The sequence below is a fragment of the Streptomyces flaveolus genome (assembly GCF_014648815.1).
Lineage (GTDB): Bacteria > Actinomycetota > Actinomycetes > Streptomycetales > Streptomycetaceae > Streptomyces > Streptomyces flaveolus.
The window spans coordinates 192,256-213,598 of sequence record NZ_BMRV01000004.1; the positions used below are offsets into that span (position 1 = coordinate 192,256).

Genomic DNA, 21,343 nt, shown 5'->3' on the forward strand with positions numbered 1-21,343 from the left:
CGCCCCGCTCAGTACCCGGAGGGCCGCACCAGCCCCGACTCGTACGCGAACACCGCCGCCTGCGTCCGGTCCCTGAGCCCCAGCTTCACCAGGATCCGGCCCACGTGCGTCTTCACCGTCTGCTCGGCGACGACCAGCCGGGTGGCGATCTCCGCGTTCGACAGGCCCTGCGCGATCAGGGCCAGCACCTCCGTCTCCCGCTCGGTCAGGCCGCCGACCCTTTCCTTCAGCGGGGCCCGGGGTCCCTCGCGCAGCCGGGAGAACTCGGTGAGCAGCCGCCGGGTGATGCCGGGCGCGAGCAGCGCGTCCCCGGCCGCCACCACCCGGACCGCCTCGGCGAGCTGGTCGGCCGACGCGTCCTTCAGGAGGAACCCGGACGCGCCGGCCCGCAGCGCCTCGTACACGTACTCGTCCAGGTCGAAGGTGGTCAGCACGAGCACCCTGATCTGCGGGGTCGCCCCGGTGATCCGGCGGGTGGCCTCGATGCCGCCCAGCTCGGGCATGCGGATGTCCATCAGGACGACGTCGGGCGCGAGCTCGGCGACCTTGGCCACGGCGTCCAGGCCGTCGACGGCCTGCCCGACCACCTCGATGTCGGGCTGGGTGTTGAGCAGCACGGTGAAGCCCTGCCGGACCATCTGCTGGTCGTCGGCGATCAGTACGCGGATCACTCGGCCGTCGCTGCCGGTCGTCATGGGGTGTCGTCCTCGGTGGAGTGGTCGGTGGAGTGGCGGGCGGAGAGGTCGGTCGCGTGGTCGGGACCGTCGGCCGGCAGGAAAGCGGCCACCCGGTAGCCGCCGTCCGGCAGCCGCTCGGCCTTCAGGGTGCCGTCGAGCATCGCCACCCGCTCCCGCATGCCGAGCAGCCCGTGCCCCGCCCCCTGCGACGGCGCCGGGGCCCGCGTGGGCCGGGTGTTGGAGACGTCGACGCGCAGCCCGGCCGGGAGATGCGTGAGGCGGACCCGGGCGGTCGCGCCGGGCGCGTGCCGCAGGACGTTGCTGAGCGCCTCCTGCACGATCCGGTACGCCGACAGCTCCACGCCGGGCGGCAGCGGCCGGCGCCGGCCGTCCTGCTCGACGGTCACCGTCAGTCCGGCGGCCCGGGTGTTCTCCACCAGCGCGTCGAGCCGGTCGAGGGTGGGCTGCGGGGCGTGCGGGGCGGTGCCGCTGCGGTCGGGCGTCGTCCCGGGGACGTCGGGGTCCTCGGAGCGCAGCACGCCGAGGACGCGGCGCAGTTCGGTCAGCGCCTCCAGTGCGTTCTCCCGGATGCCCGCGAGGTTCTCCTTCAGCTCGTCCGGCGGGTTCTCGACGAGGTGGGGGGCGACCTGGGCCTGGATGGAGATGACGGACATGTGGTGGGCGACGACGTCGTGGAGCTCGCGCGCGATGCGGCTGCGCTCCTCCAAGAGGGTGCGCCGGGCGCGTTCCTCGGCGGTGAGCGTGGTCTGCTCCGCGAGTTGCGTGCGGGCCTCGCGGCGGCCGCGCAGGGCGACGCCGAGCACCGCGACGACCGCGAAGAGGATGACGGCGAGCCGGCCGGTCGGCTGGTAGTTCACCGCTCCCACCGCGCCCTGCACGACCGAGGTGGCCAGCGCGCTGAGGGCCAGCGTCTCCATGGTCACCCGGGTCCGCACCCGCAGGGCGAGCAGCAGCAGGACGAACATGTGCCCGATGATCCCGGCGGCCGACCAGGGCCAGGTGAACTGGACACCGTTCGCGATCATCTCGGCCCGCACCGCGAAGGCCCCCACCAGCATGGCGGCCATGGACAGCCACCACGCCGGGACCGGCCGCCACAGAGCGAGGGCCATCGCGCCGCTCTGGCCGAGGGCGATCAGGAAGGCGAGTCCTCCGCCGAGTCCGCCGTTGTCACCGAGCTGCGCCGCGTCGCCGAGCAGCACGCCGAACGCGGCCAGCCAGACGATCCCGTGCGGGAACCAGCGCAGCCACACCGAGGGCGGCAGGGGATCCACCCGCGCGGTCCACAGGTCGTCGCGCAGTACCCCCAGCCAACGCGTGCCGATCGCCCGCATGCTCCCCCCTGGCATCACACCGCCCAGCCTAGACATGCCGCACACCCTTCGTCGTCGCCCCTGTCCGCGGGCGGTGGGTGCGGACGACCCGTGAGCGGCGGCGGTCGTCGCCGCGCTCGAAGCGGTGGAACGCCGCCCAGCACAGGCCCAGGAGCAGGGCGAACACCGGCAGCCAGACGAGCCGGGCCGCGACCCAGTCCGGTCCGTCGGGGAGCGTGTGCAGTCCGGGCAGGCGGCCCGCGAGGAGGCCGGTGGCGGTGGTCGCCATCATGGCCGTCTGGTGCCACAGGAAGATCGTCATCGCGAAGAGGTTGACCAGCGCCACCGCCGCCCAGGCCACCGGCCGCCGCAGCGCGCGGCGCAGCCGCTCGCGCAGCAGCAGGGCGAGGCCGCACTGGGCCAGGCCGAAGGTCACCGCGGCCAGCGTCGGCGGGTTGAGGTTCGAGACGGCGGCGCCGGGGACGCCGACCATGGACGCCGGGTAGCCCGCCCAGGCGACGAGCGCCGCGGTCGCCGCCGTACCGCCGGTGAGCAGGACCCAGCCCGCCCTGCGGTGCTCCAGCTCCCCGCGGCTCCAGGCGGCGCCGAGGGTGTACGGCACCGTCCAGCCCGCGGCGAGGTTGATCCAGCCGAGCCAGGAGGGCCCGCCGAGGCCGAAGCGCAGCAGGTCGACGTGGAGGACGACGGCCAGCGGCCACAGCGGGTGCAACCGGGCCAGCAGGGGCGTCGCCGCGGTCAGCGCGGCGAAGACCAGCAGGAACCACAGCGGGGACAGGGCCAGTTTGACCAGCGTGCGCACGGTCCCGTGGTCGGCGCCGGTCAGGAACAGCAGGACCGCGGTCACCGTCCACAGGGCGAGGACGGCCACGACCGGCCGGAACAGCCGGCCCAGCCGGGCGGCCAGCCACCGCCGGTACGGTGTGCCCCGGTCACGGGCCGTGGCCCAGCCACGGGTGGCCACGTGCCCGCCGACCAGGAAGAACACCGCGAGGGTCTGGAAGGTCCAGGAGACCGGGGCCAGCCAGGGCATGTGCTGCAGGGGACTGGCGGTGTGCAGGCCGCCGCCGTCGGAGACCAGGGCCGTCACCAGCCAGTGGCCGAGGACGACGCCGAGGATGGCGAAGGCGCGCAGCGCGTCGACCGCGCGGTCCCTGGAGGCGGGCGTCGCCGCGTCGATCCGGGCGGCGGTGTGCCGCAGGGCGTTCAGGGCACCGGTCCCGGCCGGCCGCCTCACGTCAGTCACGGGTCACCTCCGTGGGCTCGCCCAGGGCGATGCGGGCCAGGTTGGTCAGGGAGCGGGAACCGGCGTCGAAGTAGTCGCTGTGGCCGCCGTCGCCGGCGTCGAAGACCCGGGCGCCGAAGGCCGGGGAGACCGGGTCGGTGCCGAAGCCGAGGGTCGTGCCGAACAGTCCGGCGCTGACGTGCGGGACATGCTCCACCCAGTCGTCGGCGCCCCGCGCCGCCCAGATCCGGGCGCTCGTGCGCAGGTCCGCGGCGGAGTCGGCGCCGGTGCCGGGGCTGCCGACCAGGGCGATGTCGGCGACGTCCAGGCCGGCGGCGGCACGGGCGCAGACGACCGAGCCGTAGGAGTGGCAGAGGAGGGCCACCCGGGCGTGGGGGCCGGTGACGCCGCGCAGGTCGTCGACCAGGCCGCGCAGCTTCGGTGCGGCTTCGTCGGCACGGCCGGTGGTGGCGACGGTGGTGCTGACGGTGCCGGGTGTCCGGTAGCCGAGCCAGGCCACGACCGCCGTGCGGGTGCCGTCCGGTGCCTGCGCGAGGAGCTGCCGGTGCAGGGCGAGGGCGGCGGCGCGGAACCGGCCGTAGGTGTCGAGGCCGGTGTCGGAGCCGGGGACCAGGACGGCGACGCGGTCGGCGTGGGCCAGGTCGCCGAAGACCTCCGTGGCCAGCCCGGCGCCCCGGCCGTCGAAGGAGAGCAGATGCCGGGACGGTTCGGCCAGCGCGCGGTCCGCCGCCGCGCGGTGACGGTCGCCGTGGGCGTCGGCCATCCGGGCCGCCTCGGCCGCGTTGGCCCGGTGGGCGGCGTACGTGTCCGCCAGCGTGTCCGCCGTCGGGGCGGCGAGCACCGCGGGAGGCGGGGCGGGTATCCCGGGCCGCGCGGCGGCGGAGAGCGGGAACGCCACGGCACCGGCGACGAGTGCCGCCAGTGCGGCCCTGCGTGTTCTCCCCGCGCGCCTGCGCCGACGTACCGCCGTACCGGGCCCCATGGCCGCTCCCCTCCCGCGCGCCCGCTCATCGGGCGCGTCCGGAAGGGAAGTTATGAGGCGGAGCGGGTAACCGGCGTCCCGCCGGAGAGCTCATCCCCGGCGTAGCTCTCAGGTATTACGGGGGTGACGGGGGTGGCGCCAGGGCGCATCGCGTCACCAGGCCAGCTGGGCGATCTCCTCCGCCACCACCGCGCAGGCGTCCGCCGCCGGGTCGATCAGCGGGAAGTGGCCGACGTCCTCCAGCAGCGTCACGCCCACCATCTCACCGGCCCTCGCCGCCGCGTCGGCGTACGCCTCGGCGACCGCCTGCGGGACGTCCACGTCGGCGCGGCCCTGGACGACGGTGGTCGCGATGCCGGTGGGCAGCAGCAGGGCCGGGTCGGCGTACGGCCGGCGCTCGGCGTAGTGCTCCTCACCGCCCACGAGTTGCCGCGCCGCTCCCCCGCACACGTTCAGCTTCCCGGCGACCTCGAAGTCGGCGATCGGTGCGAGGGCGACCACACCGCGCAGGGACGGCGGTCGGTCGAGGCGCCACGGCGCGTCGGCGGGCAGCACGTGCCGGGCCGCCGCCCACAGGGCGAGGTGGCCGCCCGCCGAGTGACCGGTGAGCACCGTGCGCCGCGCGTCGGCCCCCGGCAGGTGCTGCCCGGCCAGCGCGGGCAGGGCGTCCAGCGCGGCGGCCACGTCGTCGAAGGTGTCGGGCCAGCGCCCCGCGACCGCCTGGTCGCCCGCGCCGCCCCGCCGGTACTCCACGCTGGCCACGGCGAGGCCCCGGCCGGCCAGGAACCCGGCGAACGGGCTGACATGGCGCCGGTCGTACGGAGCCCGCCACGCGCCTCCGTGCAGGACGACCACGACGGGCGCGGGCCCCGGGCCGCCAGGGCCGCGCGGGACGTAGAAGTCGATCACCTGGTCGGGGTGGTCGCCGTACGGGGCGGTGCTGTCGGGGTCGACCGCAGGGTGCGAGAAGGCCGACTTCTCCTCCGCGGCGTTCCGCGCGGCAGCGGTGCCCGGTTCTGCGGCGGCGTCCGGCATGCTCAACCTCTCAGCGACGAAACGGTGTTGGCGGACCGGGGGAAGGGAGTCGGCCGTCGGCGGGACGCTATCAGGCCGGTGACGTGCGCGGACACGGGGATGTCACGCTGGGTGAGGGCGGCGCCCGGGCAGGCCCGGCCGTCCTGGCGACGCCCTCACGGCGGTCCGTTCCTCAGGCCACCGGTGACGGGCCCTCCGCCAGGACCTCGGCGAGCACGCGCGCCGCCCGCTCCACGTCCGCGAACCCGACGTACAGCGGGGTGAAGCCGAAACGCAGCACGTCGGGGGCGCGGAAGTCCCCGACCACCCCGCGCTCGATCAGCCGCCGCATCACGTCGCCTGCGTCGTCACAGCGCAGCGCCACCTGGCTGCCCCGCTCGGCGTGCGCGGCCGGCGTCACGGACTCGACCCGGCCCTCGGGGACGTACTCCCCGACGCAGCGCAGGAAGAAGTCCGTCAGGGCGAGGGACTTGGCGCGCACCGCCTCGACGGACACCCCCTCCCACACGTCGAGGGACGCCTCCAGGGCGAGCATGGAGAGGATGTCCGGCGTGCCGACCCGGCCGCGCACCGCACCGGAGGCCGGGGCGTACCCGGGCCGCATGCCGAAGGGTTCGGCGTGCGAGTTCCAGCCGGGCAGCGGGGAGTCGAAGCGGTCCTGGAGGTCGTGGCGCACGTACAGGTAGGCGGGCGATCCGGGGCCGCCGTTGAGGTACTTGTAGGTGCAGCCGACCGCCAGGTCGACGCCGTGCTCGTCCAGCCCGACCGGCAGGGCGCCCGCGCTGTGGCACAGGTCCCAGACGGCGTACGCCCCGGCCTCGTGCACGGCGGCCGTGAGCCCGGGCAGGTCGTGCAGCCGGCCCGTGCGGTAGTCGACGTGGTTGAGGAGGACCGCGGCGGTGCGGTCGCCCAGCGCCGAGGGCACCTCGGCCGGGGCGACGGGCCGCAGCGTGCAGCCGGTCATCCGGGCCGCGGACTCGGCGACGTACCCGTCCGTGGGGAAAGTGGTGGCGTCGACGAGGATCTCGTCCCGGCCGGGACCGTCCTCCCCCGCCATCCGTACGGCCGCGACGACCGCCTTGAAGACGTTCACGCTCGTGGAGTCGCCCACCACGATCTGCCCGGCCGCCGCCCCGACCAGCGGGGCGATCCGGTCGCCGATCCGCTCGGGGGCGGTCCACCAGCCGCTCTCGTCCCAGGACCGGATGCGCAGCTCGCCCCACTGGCGCCGTACGACGTCCGCCACGCGGTCGGGGACGTGCGCGGGCAGGGCGCCCAGCGAGTTGCCGTCCAGGTACGTCACGTCGTCGAGGACGAACCGGTCGCGCACCGCGGCCAGCCCGTCGGCGGCGTCCAGCCGCTCCGCCTCGCTCATCAGCTCAGACATAGGACCGCGCCGTCCACAGCTCGGGGAACACATTGCCCCGGGCGCGCTTCTCCAGCCAGGCCACCCCGGCGGAGCCGCCGGTGCCGGTCTTGGAGCCCATCGCGCGGCGGGTGGCGACCAGGTGGTCGTTGCGCCATCGCCACACCAGCTCGGCGACGTCGGTGAGCGCCTCGCCGAGGCGGGCCAGGTCGCCGTTCTGGTCGCCGGAGTAGACGGCGGTCCAGGCGGCCTCCACCTCGGGCGCCGCCTCGTACTTCCGGGTGACGTCCCGCTGGAGCACGGCGTCCGGGATGTCGTAGCCGCGCCGGGCGAGCAGCCGGACGACCTCGTCGTACAGGCTCGGCTCGTGCAGCGCCTTCTCCAGCTCGGCGTGGACGCGCGGGGCGCCGCGGTGCGGGACGAGCATGGACGCGGACTTGTCGCCGAGCAGGAACTCCAGGCGGCGGTACATCGCCGACTGGAAGCCGGAGCCCTCGCCGAGGGCGCTGCGGTAGGAGTTGAACTGGGCGGGCGTGAGACCCGCCAGCGGCGTCCAGGAGGCGTTCAGCGCCTCCAGCTCCCGCACCGAGCGCTTGAGCGCGTCGGTCGCCGGCTGGAGCCGGTCCTCGCGCAGGGCGCGGGCCGCGGTCTCCCACTCGTGGACGATGACGGTGAACCACAGCTCCATCACCTGGGTGGTGACCAGGAAGACCATCTCTCCGGGATCGTCGGAGAGGGTGTGCTGCAGGTGGGTGAGGACGTCGGCCTTGACGTAGTCCTCGTAGGGGGTCGTGCCCGCGAAGTCGAGGTTCGGCGTGTCCGGCTCGCTGTCCTGCGAGGGCGCGTGCGCGGGCGTGGGCGTGGGATCAGAGGACATCGCTGTCTCCGTATCTACGTGCTGCCGGGTAGCGGTCCGCCCCTTCCTCTCCGGCAACAGGGCCCCGGTCCCCTCGGGCCCGGCACCGACCGGACCCACCTCGCATGATGCGCGGTGAATCGGAAGAGGGCAAGGTCGGGCGGAAGGGCCCGGGGCCGGGCGGCGGCGGACCAGGGGCGGCGTGGGGCGGCCCCTGCGGCGTGTGTCACGATCTCCCCCGACCTGTGGGGGGTGTTGCGGTATGGCGCAGGAGGTTGCGCTGCGGCCGGTGGTGGATCCGGCCCTCGATGACGCGGAGCGCGCGCTGCTGGAGGAGTCCGCCGACGGACTCTTCCCGGCCACCCTGCCGCTGCCCGAGGAGCCGGGGCTGGGCGGCCGTACCAAGGCGGACATCTGGGTGGCCCTGGGGGTGTCCGCGGTGTGTGCGCTGCTGCCGGTGACGATCCTGTGGGCGCTGATCGGCGTGTGGGCCGGCCTGGCCGTCGGGCTCGCGGCGCAGGCGGGGCTGATCTGGGTCGGGGTCCAGTTCGGGTTCGAGGCGTTCGTCCTGACCCTTGTGGGCGTGCACCTGCTGGCCTGGCTGTTGATCGTCGTCCTCGGCTGCGGGACCGACGAGCGGCAGCGGGTGGCCCGGCTGCGCCACGGCCGCTACTACCTGGCCGAGGACTTCGGCGACGACTCCCTGCGCGAGCTGCTGGGCCACTCGCCGCTGCGCCGGATGGAGCGCGCCCAGGTGGCCGTGACGACGGTGCTCCGGTCGCAGGTCGACCGGGCCGGGCTGCTGGACGACATCGCCAACGACGTGACGCTGCCGGCCCAGCAGTACGAGATCGCCCAGCGCCTGGCCGAGCTGACCCGGCTGGCGCGGAAGGTGCGCACCGCCGCCGGGAACGCCTCCGGCTCGCGGGTGGAGGAGGTGCTGCGGACGCAGCGGCAGGCGCTGCGGCTGTCGTCGAGCGCGCTGGAGGAGCGGGTGGAGGCGCTGGAGCGGTACGCCGAGAACACCCGCGCGGCGGACGCGGCGTACCGCGAGTGGGAGGCCGTACGGGAGCTGGAGCAACTCGGCGAGGACATGCACGAGCTGGTGGTGAACACGGTGCGGGACGAGCTGGCCGTCGCCGAGATCGAGGGGCTCGCCGACCGGTCCCGGCTCCAGGACCTGCACCGGGTGCTGGACGAGGCGCGGGAGGCGGGGCTGCTGGCCACGCGGTCCGTCGACGAGCCGGCCGACCGCCGGTCCGGCGACAGCGGCCGGGCGTGAGGGGGAGGACGACATGACGCAGACATCCCGGCCGAGAGGCGAGCGCCACTCCGGCCGCGCCAGGAAGACCTTCGACCGGATTCCGGGCGGGTTCCACCCGGTCGGCTTCCTGGTGATCCTGCTGGAGGTGGTCCTGCTCGGCGCGGTGGGCCTGGCCCTGGCCGTCGACGGCCCGAGCGACGACGGGGCATCCGCGGACAAGGGCCCCCAGCGGGTCGCGGTCACCTACATCGCGACGGGCGACCACCCCTCGGTGAACCTCACCGTCGGGGAGGCGAACAGCCACGTGCCCTACGGGGTCGTCATCCTGCCGTACCGCAAGACCGTCACACTGGCAGCGGGCGCCGACTTCTATCTGGACGTCAGGAGCCGCGAGGACCAGGAAGGGGGCACCCTCACGTGCACCGTGCTGGTCGACGGCAAGGTGGTCCAGCAGGCGCACAGCACACCGGACTCCTCGTCCGCCACCTGCGCGGGCAGCACCGCGGACGCCCCGCAGCGGGGCATCCCCGTACCCACTCTCACCCCCGGCGCCTCCCCGCTGCCCGAGGAGCGGCGGCTCACCGGCACCGTCAAGGTGCCGGACTACCCGGGCGAGGGCTCGCCGGTCATCGGCACCGTCACGGACTCCTCCCTGGAGTACGCGGAGCTGGGCGGCACGTGGGACCGGAGCAAGCCGCTGGATCCGGTCTTCGACGGCTTCACCCGCAAGCAGGAGGGGCGCCAGCGCGCGCTCGTCAAGTCCACGCAGGTCGACGAGGACATCATGGCCGCGGCCGGCGGCACCGGGGAGCTGCGTGGCGTGGCGGACGCGGTGATGGACGAGCGGCGGCGCTACGAGTACCCCCGGGACCAGGCGATCCTGGTCGACGTCGCCTCGCAGCCGCTGAAGGTCGACGGACACGACGCCTGGCTGCTGGTCAGCGAGATCCACTTCCACAAGCGCGGGGTGCCGTCCACGATGGACCTGAACGCGGTCCTCGTGGTCGACACCGGGCGGGTCCGCCCGTCGGTGCTGTGGGTCGTGCTGCCGGAGACGAACAAGAAGCTCTGGCCGGACCTCAACACTCTGGTGACCTCCGTCCGGGTCCGCTGACCTGCACCGTTATGGGACGGGCCCGGGCGCGCGACGCGTCCCGGGCCCGTCCCGTACTCCGCGCCGGATGGCAGACTGGAACCCATGGCAACTCACGAGAACCTGCTCGGCGGACCGGAGCCGACCCACCTCCCCGACGACCCCGGACCGCGTGACCTCCTCGCGAACGGCACCGACCCGTCGGAGGTCGCCGCCCAGTTCCCCGCGTCGTCCCTGGCCTGGGCGCAGCTCGCGGACGACGCCTTCCGGGCCGGCCGGACGGTCGAGTCGTACGCGTACGCGCGCACCGGCTACCACCGCGGCCTGGACTCCCTGCGCCGCAACGGCTGGCGCGGCCACGGCCCGGTGCCGTGGGAGCACGAGCCGAACCGCGGCTTCCTGCGCTCCCTGCACGCCCTCGCCCGCGCGGCGCAGGTGATCGGGGAGACCGAGGAGTACGAGCGCTGCTCGCAGTTCCTGAAGGACAGCTCGCCGACGGCGGCGCAGACTCTGTCCTGACGCTTTCCCGAGCGTGCGCACGACGGGCCCGGCACCTCGCGAGGTGCCGGGCCCGTCGTGCGGAGCGGGACTACTTGATCTTCTGGCCGGCGGACCGCAGGTGGCCGCAGGCCTCGACGACGCGCGCGGCCATGCCGGCCTCGGCCAGCTTGCCCCAGGTGCGCGGGTCGTAGGTCTTCTTGTTGCCGACCTCGCCGTCGACCTTCAGGACGCCGTCGTAGTTGCGGAACATGTGGTCGGCGACCGGACGCGTGAAGGCGTACTGGGTGTCCGTGTCGATGTTCATCTTGACCACGCCGTTCTCCAGCGCGGTCGCGATCTCCTGCTCGGAGGAGCCGGAGCCGCCGTGGAAGACGAAGTTGAACGGCTTGCTGCCGGCGGGCTGGCCGTACTTGGCGGCGACGCCCTCGTTCAGCTCCTTCAGCAGCTCGGGACGGAGCACCACGTTGCCCGGCTTGTACACGCCGTGCACGTTGCCGAAGGACGCGGCGAGCAGGTAGCGGCCCTTCTCGCCGAGACCGAGGGCCTCGACGGTGCGGATCGCGTCGTCGACCGTGGTGTAGAGGGAGTCGTTGATCTCGTGGGAGACGCCGTCCTCCTCGCCGCCGGTCGGGGTGATCTCGACCTCGAGGATGATCTTCGCGGCGCGGGCGCGCTCCAGCAGCTCGGTGGCGATGGAGAGGTTGTCGGCCAGGGTCTCGGCCGAGCCGTCCCACATGTGCGACTGGAACAGCGGGTTGCGGCCGGCCTTGACGCGCTCCTCGGACACGGCGAGCAGCGGACGCACGTACGCGTCCAGCTTGTCCTTCGGGCAGTGGTCCGTGTGCAGCGCGACGGTGACGTCGTACTTCTCGGCGACGATGTGCGCGAACTCGGCGAGGGCGACGGCGCCGGTCACCATGTCCTTGTTGTGCTGGCCGCCCAGGAACTCGGCACCGCCGGTGGAGATCTGGACGATGCCGTCGCTCTCCGCCTCCGCGAAACCGCGCAGGGCCGCGTGCAGCGTCTGGGAAGAGGTCACGTTGATGGCCGGGTAGGCGAACTTTCCTGCCTTCGCCCGGTCCAGCATCTCGTTGTAGACCTCGGGAGTTGCGATGGGCATGTCCGCTCCTTGTATGTGCGGGTGGGCGTGCTACGTGCTTACGGCCCTGACCTAGACCTTGGGGGCGACGTCATCGTCGGCCCCATCTTTCCAGACGGGGCGGGATACTCCGAGTGGACCTCAGTCGAGGCCCAGCTCGTCCTTGGAGTAGGCGTACCGGTACGGCACCCCCGCGCCCTCCTGGATCTTCTCGGCGGCGCCCGTCGCCCGGTCGACGATCGTCGCCACGGCCACGACCTCGGCGCCGGACTCGCGCACGGCCTCGACGGCGGTGAGCGGGGAGCCGCCGGTGGTGGAGGTGTCCTCGACGACGAGGACGCGGCGGCCCTTGATGTCCGGGCCCTCGACGCGGCGCTGCAGCCCGTGCGCCTTGGCGGCCTTGCGGACGACGAACGCGTCCAGGCGCTTGCCGCGCGCGGCGGCGGCGTGCAGCATGCTCGCGGCGACCGGGTCGGCGCCCATGGTCAGCCCGCCGACCGCGTCGAACTCCAGGTCGTCGGTCAGGTCCAGCAGCACCTGCCCGACCAGCGGCGCGGCCTCGCCGTCCAGGGTGATGCGGCGCAGGTCGACGTAGTAGTCGGCCTCCAGCCCCGAGGAGAGGGTCACCTTGCCGTGCACCACGGCCTTGTCCTTGATCTGCTGCAGCAGCGCCGCGCGTACGTCCGTCATGCGCACCAGCTTAGAGCCGGGTCCAGCTCCAGGTCGTCGTGGCCTCCAGCGGCTCCAGCGGCGTGACCAGGCGCGGGAGGGTGTTCAGGCCGTTGGGCGGCCCGGTCTGCGGCTCCACGCAGACGGCGGCCTCCTGCTCGTCGTAGACCACGGCCCACTGCTGCGGACTGGTCACCCTCAGCTCCAGCCGGCCCGGCCAGGTCAGCGTCACGTCGACGCCGTCCGGCATGCCGAAGCAGTCGTCCCAGGGCCCCGGCTTCGGGTCGGTCCGGTTGCCGGTGGGCAGGTGGTCGTCGCCGCGCTCCTCCTGCCAGGCGGGGTCGAAGGCGATCGCCACGTCCGTCCCGTCGAGGGTGCGGTTGAACCACGGGTGCCAGCCGATCTGCGCCGGGAAGGACGACTCGTACGTCTCCACGGACATCGTCAGCGTCAGGGCGTCCTCGGCGAGCGCGATCACCTGCGTGACGCGGCCCGAGTACGGCCAGGGGTCGACGAGGTCGTACGTGATGACGGCCTCGTTCCCGGTGACGCGGGCGGTGCGCCAGGCGCCGTCGCGGGCGGTGCCGTGGATGGCGTGCGGCGGGGAGTTCAGCGGCATCTGGTGGACGGCGGCACCGTCCCGGAAGCGGCCCTCGCGGATCCGGCCGCACCAGGGGACCATCGGGAAGCAGCCGTAGCGGTCGCCCTGGCGCAGCAGCTCGGTGCCGCCGACCCGGAGCCCGCCGATCCGGCCGCCGTTGCCCGGCAGCACGGTCGCCTCCGCGTCACCCGCGGTCAGCGTGATGGGTTCGTTACTCACGCCACGACCCTACTGGGGCGATCAAGGGGGCCCCACCGGGCCGGGCCGCCGGCGACCCGCGGGCCCGCGCCGCTGCTCGGTGGGCGCCCGCGGGTCAGTGGCGCTTGTTGCGCAGCGCCCTGCCGACCACGATCGCCGAGGCCACGGCCAGTGCCGCCGCCGGGGCCGCCCAGCGCAGGGGGGTGCCGGACGCGTTCGACTGGGGTGCCGGGACGGGGGCGTAGCGACCGCGGGGCGGGGCGTGGTCCACCTCCTCGGCGCTGCGGCCGATCATCGTGCGGCGCGCGTGCGCGGCCTCGGCGGGGGGTTCGGCGGCCTTGTCGCCGTCGTGGGCCTCGGGTCCGGCCGTGCCCGCGTCCGCTTCCGCGTCGGCGTCGGCGTCGCCGTCGAGGGAGGACGGGGGGACCTCGGTGTCGAAGACCGACGTGTGCCGCGGCTCCGTCTCCGCGGCCGCCGCGCCCAGATTCTCCGCGAACCGGGTCACCAGGCGGATGGTGGCCGACGTCACCGACTCCTCGGGCAGCTCCGTGACCCGCCCGTCCGCGGTGGCCGTCCCGGTGAACGCGAGGGTGGTGCCGCCGTCGGCGTCCCGCACGTGCAGGACGAGCGCGAGCGCGACCGCGCCGGTGCCGCGCGACTCCGTGGCGTCGCCCTCGACGACGTACGCCCCGTCGTCGCGCGCGGACAGGCGCAGCGAACCCCGGTAGGTGATGGAGTGGCTGCCGATGCGCACCTTGAGCCGTCCCGCGACGGGCTCGGCGCCGGCGTCCTGCTGGAGCCCCGGAATCGCCCGGGCGACCCTCACGGGATCGGCCAGCACGTCCCTGAGCCGCTCGGCCGGAACCGGAACGAACACCTCATGCTCCATGTCAGCGCAGCCTACCCAGCGGGCGCCCGGCGCACCCCCCGTCGGCACAAACTCACCCGCCGCCCGCGGCACCCCCGGGCGTCACGAGTCCCGTCTCGTACGCCACCACCACCGCCTGGGCCCGGCTGGTCAGGCCCAGCTTGGTCATCGTGCGGTTGAGGTGGGTCTTCACCGTGGCCTCGCTGATGAACAGGCGGTCGGCGGCCTCGGCGTTGCTCAGGCCGCGGGCGACCAGTCTCAGGACCTCGGCCTCCCGGGTGGTCAGCGCCGTCAGCTCGGGCGGCTGCCCGGAGTCCTGGGGCTCCGACATCCGCGTGAACGCCTCCACCAGGCGCCGGGTGACCGCGGGGGCGAACAGCGCGTCACCGCCGTGCACCGCGGTGACCGCGGCCAGCAGCCGTTCGGGGCCGGCGTCCTTGAGCAGGAACCCCGAGGCGCCGGCGCGCAGGGCGCCGTACACGTACTCGTCGAGGTCGAAGGTGGTGAGGACGAGGACGCGCGGCGCGGGGTCCACCGCCTCGGCGAGGATCCGCTCGGTGGCCTGGATGCCGGTCATGCCGGGCATGCGGATGTCCATCAGGACGACGTCCGGCCGGGTCGCCGCGGCCAGCGCCACCGCCTCCGCGCCGTCGGACGCCTCGCCGACGACCTCCATGCCGGGGGCGGCCCGCAGCAGCGCGGCCAGTCCGCTGCGGACGAGGAACTGGTCGTCGACGACGAGCAGCCTGATCGGACGGTCCGTCGCGCGGTCGTCCGGACGGTCCGTCGCACGGTCGGTCGGATGGTGGGTCGGACGGTCTGCGTCGGTCATTCCCGGACGGTGTCTCCCCGGCGTGCGGTCTGTACCGGCGTCGGCAGGGTCAGGCGCACGCCGAATCCCCCCTCGCTGCGCGGGCCGACGGCGATCGTCCCGCCGTAGAGCTTGGCCCGCTCGCGCATACCGATCAAGCCGTGGCCGCCGCGCTCGGGGATTGTGTCCGAATCCACCCCCTCCCGCCGGGCGTCCCCGGAGCCGTCGTCGGTCACCGACACCGTCACCTCGCCCGCGCGGTAGGCGAGTTCGACGGCGGCGTGCGCGCCGGGCGCGTGCTTGAGGACGTTGGTCAGGGCCTCCTGGACCACCCGGTACACGCACAGCTGGACGCCCGGCGGCAGGGCGCGCGGTTCGCCGGTGACGCACAGGTCGACGCCGACGCCGCCGGTGCGCACCCGGGTGACCATCTCGCCCAGCTGGTCGAGCCCCGGCGCCGGGGCACCGTCCGCGCCCTGCACCCCGTCGGCGCGCAACAGGCCGAGCATGCGCCGCAGTTCGGCGAGGGCCTCGCCGCTCGCGCCCTCGATGGTGTCGAGGGCGTCGCGTGCGGTGGAGGCGTCGGAGTGGAAGACGAAGCGGGCCAGGCCGGCCTGGACGTTGATGACGGCGATGTGGTGCGCGACCACGTCGTGCAGCTCGCGGGCGATCCGCACCCGCTCCTCGGCCACCTCGCGCCGGGCCCGGTCGGCCTGTTCGGCACGGAGTTCCCGGGTGAGTTCGGCCGTCCGGCGGGCGACGTACCCGAACCGCCACAGGACGAGCGGGAAGCCCACGGCCTGGCCGACGACGGACGCCATGGCGTCGGCGTCGCTGACGATTCCCGCACCGATCCAGACACCGGCGAGCAGGGCGGCCGAGGCGGCGGCGACGCGGGTGGAGCGCAGGGAGGCCACGGTGTAGACGGCGAGCATGGGGCCGAAGGAGCCGACCACGGGCCACTGGCCCAGCGCGATGGAGACCGCCCAGCAGCCGTGCGAGACGAGGCAGACGGTGACGGGGGCGCGGGTGCGCAGGGCGAGCGGCAGGTTCACCAGGGCGACGAGCGTCCAGGCGAGCGGGCCGAGCGCGGGCCACCCCTGGGCGACGGCCTCGGTGCCGAGCAGAACGGCCACGGTCGTCAGCGCCGCGGCGATCAGGCCGTCGGCCGCCAGGGGGTGCAGGCGCATTGCCGCAGGGTAAGTCCGCCCGCCCGGCGGCGGCGTCATCCTTCCGCCGTACCGCGGAAGTTGCAGGAACCGCGCGTCTACCGCGCCGGGTGGGCTCCGGTGTCCACCCGCCGCGGGATTCCGGGGCGGGCGGGGCGGCCGTAGGTTCTCGGTGCGAACGATCCACAGGGGGCGCGGCGGCCCGTCCCGGGGGAGGGGCGGGCCGCCGCGCGGGGGTCGTCCGGGGGGGGCGGGCCCGCGCCGGGGGGCGGGGGGCGCCCCGGCGGGCTCAGTACCGCGGATGCACCAGTGTGGACGGCGGCAGGCCGGGCACGCACGTGCCGGCCGCCGACCGGGCGGCCGCGGCGAGGGACTGCCGGGTGAGGGTGTGCGGGCGGGGGGCCGCCGGGTCGAGGCGCAGGACGGGGGGCGTGCGGGCGGCGAGGACGAAGCCCCGGTCCCGCGGGGCGCGGGAGGTGCCGGCCGCCCGGTCGGGGCCCGCGGTGAAGCCGGTGTCGCGACCGCCGACCCGGTAGGCCACGGTCCGCAGGCCGGCCGCGCGCAGCGTCGCGTCGACGGTCCAGAACGCCCGGGGTCGCGAGGAGACCGGACCGGCGTGCACGACCAGCCGCCCGCCCGGCGCGAGCACCCGCCGCAGCAGGCCGTAGAACTCCTGCGAGTACAGCTTGGTGCTGGCCGTGATGCCCGGGTCGGGCAAGTCGGAGATCACCACGTCGTACGTCGCGGTGGGCGCCGAGCGCAGCCGGTGGAAGGCGTCCGCGGCGGTGACGTGGACGCGCGGGTCGCCGTAGGCGTGCTCGTTCAGCGCGGACAGGCCGGGGTCGTGCCGGGCCAGCCGGGCGAGTCCCGGGTCGAGTTCCACGACGTCGACGCGGCGCACGTCCGGATGGCGCAGCACCTCCCGCGCGGCGAGGCCGTCGCCGCCGCCGAGGATCAGCACGCGCGCGTGCCGTCCGGTCATGGCCGGCTGCACCAGGGCCTCGTGGTACCGGCGTTCGTCGCTGCCGCTGACGCGCAGGCGGCCGTCCAGGAAGAGGTGGAGGCTCCGGCCGTCGGTGCCGCCGGTGAGGACCACCTCCTGCACGCCGGTCTGTACGGCCACGCGGACGTCCTGGCCGTAGACCGCGTGCCGGGCGGCGCGTTCGAAGTCGTCGGCGAGGACGGTCGCCGAGGTGAGGAGGGCGAGCACGACGACGTTGGCGGTCACCAGCAGTCGGCGGGCCCGGCGGGTCAGGTCCCGCCGGAACAGGCCGAGGACCAGCGCGGCGCCGACGGCCGCGTTGACCGTGCCGGTGAGCAGTGCGCCGGTCAGCTGGCCGAAGAAGGGCAGCAGGACGAAGGGGAAGGCGAGGCCGCCGACGAGGGCGCCGACGTAGTCCGCGGCGAACAGGTCGGCGACGGCGCCGCCCGCGTCCTGGCGGCGGATGCGCTGGATCAGCTCCATCAGCAGCGGCACCTCGGCGCCGATCAGCAGGCCGATGGCGAGCGAGAAGGCGACCAGGAGGAAACGCGGGCCGTCGGACCACAGGCCGCCCCAGCCGCCGGTCCAGGCGAAGACGGCGTACAGCGCCATGGCGCTGGAGCCGCCGACGAGGGCGAGGACGGCCTCGACCGCGCCGAAGCCGGCCGCCGCGAACCGGCGCAGCCGCTTGGCGGCGAGCGAGCCGATGCCCATGGCGAAGACCATGACGGACAGGACGACGGACGCCTGGGTGACGGAGTCGCCGATCAGGTACGAGGCGAGGGCGACCAGTTCGAGTTCGTACACGAGTCCGCAGGCCGCACAGACGAAGACGCCCGCGAGGACCAGGAACCGCCCGGTGCCGGGCCGGACGGGCAGCCGGACCGTCGGCCCGGGTCCCGGCGCACCGGGGCCGTTCGGTCCGGGGTCGCCAGGTCCGGGCTCCGTCGGTCCGGGGCCGTTCGGGCCGGTTCCCGTCGGGCCGTTCCGGCCGCCCGGCCCGCGGGGCCCGCGCCGGCTGTCCGGCCCGCCCGGGCCACCGCGCCCGTCCGCGCCGTCCCAGGACGGCGGTGAGCCGGGCGGGGCGGGAGCGTGCGGTTCGATCACGCAGTGACGTTACGTCACTCCCCGGCTGCACTTCGTCACCCACACGTGTGAAACTTGCGCCCCGCGGGACCGCACAGGTTTATCCGTGTCACACCCCGGACGGGCTGAGCTGCCGCGTCGGCACCCGGGCGCCGACCCGGGTCCGGGTCGCCACCAGCTGGCCGTCCTGCGGATAGGCGTGCCAGGTGCGCCAGTGCACCTGCCCCTCGTGCCGGTGCGCGAGCAGCGCGGTGAAGGCGTGCGGACTGCCGGGGAAGACGCCTGCCAGCCCGTGCGGATGGTCGGCGACCAGGGCCAGCAGTTCCTGGGCCCGGCCCGCGAAGGAGCCCGGCGTGAGCAGCTCCACGCGGGCGGCGAACTCGTACTCCCAGTCGCCCACCCGCTTGGCCACGCCCAGCGGAAGCGGCGTGCTGCTGCCCGGGATGCACGCGACCGTCTCCGAGCAACTGCCCCGCTCCTCCTCCAGCAGGACTTGGTGGGAGGCGCCGAGGAGTCTCAACTGCAGCTTGGCCCCCGTCAGCTCGATGTCGAGACTGGCCAGCGCGGGCAGCGGTTCGCGCCCGAGGGCCCAGGCCAGGTCGGCGGCGCGGGTGTCGGTGTAGGCGGTGTTCAGGGTCGTGAGCATGGATCGGCTCCGCAAGCACACATGGAGAGGAAGGTGTGGGCCTGCGCACCCCGGTCACTGTCGGGGAGGCGGCCCGGGCAGCCCTGTCGGCCGGTCAGGAGGGGGGTCAACAGGTCGTCCGGGGGGCTGCGTTGACGAGGGAGAGGGAATCATGAACTGTGGCGGCACCACAGCGTTTTTACCCAACTTCGTGGCGTTTCCATCCCCCGGGGGGTCCACAGCTCAACTGTTCAACCATGGCGCGCGCCCGGCCCGCTCGGCGCGCGCCGGTGTGTGCGAGCGCCCGCCGGGTGTGTTTCCCGGCGGGCGCTCTCGGTGGGGACGTGGGGCCCGGACCCAGGTGCGGGCCCCCGCGAAGCGGATGCGGTTCCCCCTGGCAGGAGCTCAGCTGCCCCGTGTCAGCTGCCTCCACCGCATCCGCCGCCCCCTCCCCCGCAGGACGACCCGCCTCCGCAGGACGAGCCGCCGCCGCAGGACGAACTGCTCCCGCAGGAGTGGCCTCCGTGGTGGTGCCCGCCCGAGGACGAGCCGCCGTCTCCCCCACCGGCCCACCAGCTGTTGTTGCTGCTGTTGCTGCTGTAGCTGCCGCCCGACGACCGCGAACCCCGGCCGCGCACCCGCCCGGCGGTGGAGCGGCCGCGCACGCCGGAGACGATCCCGGCGACGACCAGAGCGACGATCACGATCAGGATGATGCCGAAGACCATGGCGTCACCCTCCTTCCGATTCCCCCGGGCTCCCGCCCGGAAGTTCCCCCGAAGCAACCCCCCGTCGGGCGCCCCGCTTTCCGTGAAGCTCGTTGCGTGAACGGGGGATGCCCTCACCCGCCACGCCCCAAAGCAGAGTTGAGGAACTCCAGAGCTTCGGCGCAGGATGACCGCCATGACCTCCAGCGCACGCCCCTTCCTCAATCGCCGGCTCGCCGAGTTCGGGACCACGGTCTTCGCCGAGATGTCCGCCCTGGCGGTGAAGACCGGCGCGATCAACCTGGGACAGGGCTTCCCCGACACCGACGGCCCCGAGGAGATCCGGGAGGCGGCCGTACGGGCCCTGCGCGACGGACGCGGCAACCAGTACCCGCCGGGGCCCGGCGTCCCCGAGCTGCGTACCGCCGTCGCCGCCCACCAGCAGCGGCGGTACGGCCTGTCCTACGACCCGGACACCGAGGTCCTGGTCACCGCCGGCGCCACCGAGGCCATCGCCGCCTCACTACTGGCCCTGCTGGAGCCCGGCGACGAGGTGATCGCGCTGGAGCCGTACTACGACTCGTACGCGGCCGGCATCGCCATGGCGGGCGGCACGCGGGTGCCGGTGACCCTGCGCCCGCACGAGGGCACGTTCCGCCTCGACCTGGACGAGCTGCGCGACGCGGTCACCGACCGCACCCGCCTGCTGCTGCTCAACACCCCGCACAACCCGACGGGCACCGTCCTGACCCGCGCGGAACTCGCGGCGGTCGCCGAGCTGGCCGTGGAGCGGGACCTGCTGGTGGTGACGGACGAGGTCTACGAGCACCTGGTCTTCGACACGGCCGAGCACATCCCCCTGGCGTCCTTCCCCGGGATGCGCGAGCGCACGGTGACCATCGGGTCGGCCGGCAAGACGTTCTCGTTCACCGGCTGGAAGGTCGGCTGGATCACCGCCCCGCCCGCCCTGGTCACCGCGGTCCGCTCGGCCAAGCAGTACCTGACCTATGTGGCGTCCGGCCCCTTCCAGTACGCCGTCGCCGAGGCTCTCGCGCTGCCCGACTCCCACTTCGCCGCCTTCCGCGCGGACATGCAGGCCAAGCGGGACGTCCTCGCGGCCGGCCTCGCGGAGGCGGGCTTCGGCGTCTACCGCCCCGCCGGGACGTACTTCGTCACCACCGACATCCGCCCCCTCGGCGAGAGCGACGGCTTCGCCTTCTGCCGCGGCCTGCCGGAACGCGCGGGTGTCGTCGCCATCCCCAACGCCGTCTTCTACGACCACCGGGAGGCGGGTGCCCCCTTCGTCCGGTTCGCGTTCTGCAAGCGGACGTCGGTGCTGGAGGAGGCCGTACGGCGGCTGAAGACGCTGGGGGGCTGAACGGCGAGAGCCCGGCCCCGGCACACGACCCCAGGTGGTGGTCGGTGCCCGGCCGGGCTCCCCGGTACGCGGGGGCGGACTACTCGCCGCCCTCGTCCTCGGGCTTCTCCGCCTCGTTGACCTCCTGCTCCAGGCCGAGCTGCTCCACCAGCCAGCGGTCGAACTCGATGGCGGCGCGCACCCAGCTGACCGTCGAGGAGACGAAGTGCTCCAGGCTGACACCCATGCCGATCAGCATCTGCGCCTCGCCGATCAGGCGGACGGTGCCGTCGTCGTGGGTGTGGGAGTACACCTTGGGCCACAGGGTGCGCCGGTTCCAGTCGTCGAGCGACTCCAGCAGCTGCGGCTTGACGTCGATCTGGTGGGGACGGTCGTAGAACGTCCGCACCGAGAAGATCTGCTGGTCGCCCTCGCCACGGAACATGAAGTACGTACGGAACTGCTCCCACGGCGCCGCGAGGTCACCCTCGTCGTCGACGACGTACTTGAGCTCCATCTGTTCGAGGAGCTGCTTCACGAGGTCCTGATCCGGGACGACGGGGCCCGCCGGCCCTTGGGGCTGCGGCTCGGGCTGGCCCCCGAAGTTCGGAATCGAGGACGGGTCGATGCTCACCGTGTTTTTCCCTTCGTACGGATCACACCATCCTCCCCCATGCGGGGAGGGGCGTGGCAAGCCCGCCGTGGCCCTGTCAGCCCTGGGCTGACACGATCCGGCCGGTCGGGTGGACCCCGGCGGACGGCGGCGGGGGCGCGTACGGGCGAGAGCTTGCCGGACATC

21 protein-coding genes are annotated in these 21,343 nt (G+C 74.2%); 4 read left to right on the forward strand and 17 right to left on the reverse strand.

All coding sequences use genetic code 11. The annotated features are described in order from the left end of the window. Positions 1 to 8: 8 nt before the first annotated feature. The 7 genes from IEZ05_RS11815 to IEZ05_RS11845 all read right to left on the reverse strand — a co-directional run bounded on the left by IEZ05_RS11815 (position 9) and on the right by IEZ05_RS11845 (position 7,535). On the reverse strand, positions 9 to 695 hold the full coding sequence (locus IEZ05_RS11815; protein WP_189230012.1) for a response regulator: 687 nt from the start codon (positions 693 to 695) through the stop codon (positions 9 to 11). Beyond that, positions 692 to 2,068, reverse strand: a complete 1,377-nt coding sequence (locus IEZ05_RS11820) for a sensor histidine kinase (RefSeq protein ID WP_189230013.1) — start codon at positions 2,066 to 2,068, stop codon at positions 692 to 694. Before IEZ05_RS11820 ends, IEZ05_RS11815 begins: the two co-directional genes overlap by 4 nt. Next, positions 2,061 to 3,275 (reverse strand): acyltransferase family protein, encoded by a 1,215-nt coding sequence (locus tag IEZ05_RS11825; protein WP_373298751.1) that lies wholly within the window; start codon positions 3,273 to 3,275, stop codon positions 2,061 to 2,063. The genes IEZ05_RS11820 and IEZ05_RS11825 overlap by 8 nt, the downstream gene beginning before the upstream one ends. Further along, the gene (locus IEZ05_RS11830; protein WP_189230014.1) at positions 3,268 to 4,257 is read right to left on the reverse strand and encodes an alpha/beta hydrolase; all 990 of its coding nucleotides are present in this window, start codon (positions 4,255 to 4,257) and stop codon (positions 3,268 to 3,270) included. Before IEZ05_RS11830 ends, IEZ05_RS11825 begins: the two co-directional genes overlap by 8 nt. Before the next feature lie 153 nt (positions 4,258 to 4,410). Continuing rightward, on the reverse strand, positions 4,411 to 5,292 hold the full coding sequence (locus tag IEZ05_RS11835; protein ID WP_189230015.1) for an alpha/beta hydrolase: 882 nt from the start codon (positions 5,290 to 5,292) through the stop codon (positions 4,411 to 4,413). A 172-nt stretch (positions 5,293 to 5,464) separates the two neighbouring features. Beyond that, positions 5,465 to 6,679, reverse strand: a complete 1,215-nt coding sequence (kynU, locus tag IEZ05_RS11840) for a kynureninase (protein ID WP_189230016.1) — start codon at positions 6,677 to 6,679, stop codon at positions 5,465 to 5,467. Continuing rightward, on the reverse strand, positions 6,672 to 7,535 hold the full coding sequence (locus tag IEZ05_RS11845) for a tryptophan 2,3-dioxygenase (RefSeq protein ID WP_189230017.1): 864 nt from the start codon (positions 7,533 to 7,535) through the stop codon (positions 6,672 to 6,674). The genes kynU and IEZ05_RS11845 overlap by 8 nt, the downstream gene beginning before the upstream one ends. A gap of 241 nt (positions 7,536 to 7,776) precedes the next feature. Here IEZ05_RS11845 and IEZ05_RS11850 point away from each other — a divergent pair, with 241 nt between their 5' ends. The 3 genes from IEZ05_RS11850 (at position 7,777) to IEZ05_RS11860 (ending at position 10,390) form a co-directional block, all read left to right on the forward strand. Next, positions 7,777 to 8,796, forward strand: a complete 1,020-nt coding sequence (locus tag IEZ05_RS11850; protein WP_189230018.1) for a hypothetical protein — start codon at positions 7,777 to 7,779, stop codon at positions 8,794 to 8,796. A gap of 13 nt (positions 8,797 to 8,809) precedes the next feature. Then, positions 8,810 to 9,892, forward strand: coding sequence for a hypothetical protein (locus IEZ05_RS11855; protein WP_189230019.1), 1,083 nt, complete (start codon positions 8,810 to 8,812; stop codon positions 9,890 to 9,892). Positions 9,893 to 9,976: 84 nt separating this feature from the next. Then, positions 9,977 to 10,390, forward strand: coding sequence for a DUF3151 domain-containing protein (locus IEZ05_RS11860; RefSeq protein ID WP_189230020.1), 414 nt, complete (start codon positions 9,977 to 9,979; stop codon positions 10,388 to 10,390). Positions 10,391 to 10,460: 70 nt separating this feature from the next. Here the strand turns inward: IEZ05_RS11860 and fbaA are convergent, their stop codons facing one another. From fbaA to IEZ05_RS11905, 9 genes are all read right to left on the reverse strand, one after another. Next, a complete protein-coding gene (fbaA, locus tag IEZ05_RS11865) occupies positions 10,461 to 11,492 on the reverse strand; it encodes a class II fructose-bisphosphate aldolase (protein ID WP_189230021.1) in 1,032 nt (343 codons plus the stop codon). Positions 11,493 to 11,612: 120 nt separating this feature from the next. Then, entirely contained in the window at positions 11,613 to 12,161 is a 549-nt protein-coding gene (pyrE, locus tag IEZ05_RS11870) for an orotate phosphoribosyltransferase (RefSeq protein ID WP_189230022.1), read from the reverse strand. Positions 12,162 to 12,171: 10 nt separating this feature from the next. Next, positions 12,172 to 12,960: an aldose epimerase family protein gene (locus tag IEZ05_RS11875; protein ID WP_189230023.1), complete on the reverse strand. Its 789-nt coding sequence runs from the start codon at positions 12,958 to 12,960 to the stop codon at positions 12,172 to 12,174. Positions 12,961 to 13,054: 94 nt separating this feature from the next. Beyond that, on the reverse strand, positions 13,055 to 13,828 hold the full coding sequence (locus tag IEZ05_RS11880) for an SRPBCC domain-containing protein (RefSeq protein ID WP_189230024.1): 774 nt from the start codon (positions 13,826 to 13,828) through the stop codon (positions 13,055 to 13,057). A 52-nt stretch (positions 13,829 to 13,880) separates the two neighbouring features. After that, the gene (locus IEZ05_RS11885; protein WP_373298752.1) at positions 13,881 to 14,639 is read right to left on the reverse strand and encodes a response regulator; all 759 of its coding nucleotides are present in this window, start codon (positions 14,637 to 14,639) and stop codon (positions 13,881 to 13,883) included. Further along, complete coding sequence (locus IEZ05_RS11890) at positions 14,636 to 15,808, reverse strand: sensor histidine kinase (RefSeq protein ID WP_189230025.1); 1,173 nt, start codon at positions 15,806 to 15,808, stop codon at positions 14,636 to 14,638. The genes IEZ05_RS11885 and IEZ05_RS11890 overlap by 4 nt, the downstream gene beginning before the upstream one ends. Before the next feature lie 268 nt (positions 15,809 to 16,076). After that, the gene (locus IEZ05_RS11895) at positions 16,077 to 17,876 is read right to left on the reverse strand and encodes a polyamine aminopropyltransferase (protein WP_373298753.1); all 1,800 of its coding nucleotides are present in this window, start codon (positions 17,874 to 17,876) and stop codon (positions 16,077 to 16,079) included. Positions 17,877 to 17,964: 88 nt separating this feature from the next. Continuing rightward, on the reverse strand, positions 17,965 to 18,501 hold the full coding sequence (locus IEZ05_RS11900) for a DUF2617 family protein (RefSeq protein ID WP_189230026.1): 537 nt from the start codon (positions 18,499 to 18,501) through the stop codon (positions 17,965 to 17,967). Positions 18,502 to 18,899: 398 nt separating this feature from the next. Next, positions 18,900 to 19,208: a hypothetical protein gene (locus IEZ05_RS11905; RefSeq protein WP_189230027.1), complete on the reverse strand. Its 309-nt coding sequence runs from the start codon at positions 19,206 to 19,208 to the stop codon at positions 18,900 to 18,902. Positions 19,209 to 19,374: 166 nt separating this feature from the next. On the opposite strand from IEZ05_RS11905, the gene IEZ05_RS11910 reads away from it, so the two are divergent. Next, positions 19,375 to 20,565, forward strand: coding sequence for a pyridoxal phosphate-dependent aminotransferase (locus IEZ05_RS11910; protein ID WP_189230028.1), 1,191 nt, complete (start codon positions 19,375 to 19,377; stop codon positions 20,563 to 20,565). 79 nt (positions 20,566 to 20,644) lie between these two features. Here the strand turns inward: IEZ05_RS11910 and IEZ05_RS11915 are convergent, their stop codons facing one another. Beyond that, positions 20,645 to 21,178 (reverse strand): YbjN domain-containing protein, encoded by a 534-nt coding sequence (locus IEZ05_RS11915; RefSeq protein ID WP_189230029.1) that lies wholly within the window; start codon positions 21,176 to 21,178, stop codon positions 20,645 to 20,647. Between the last annotated feature and the right edge of the window lie 165 nt (positions 21,179 to 21,343).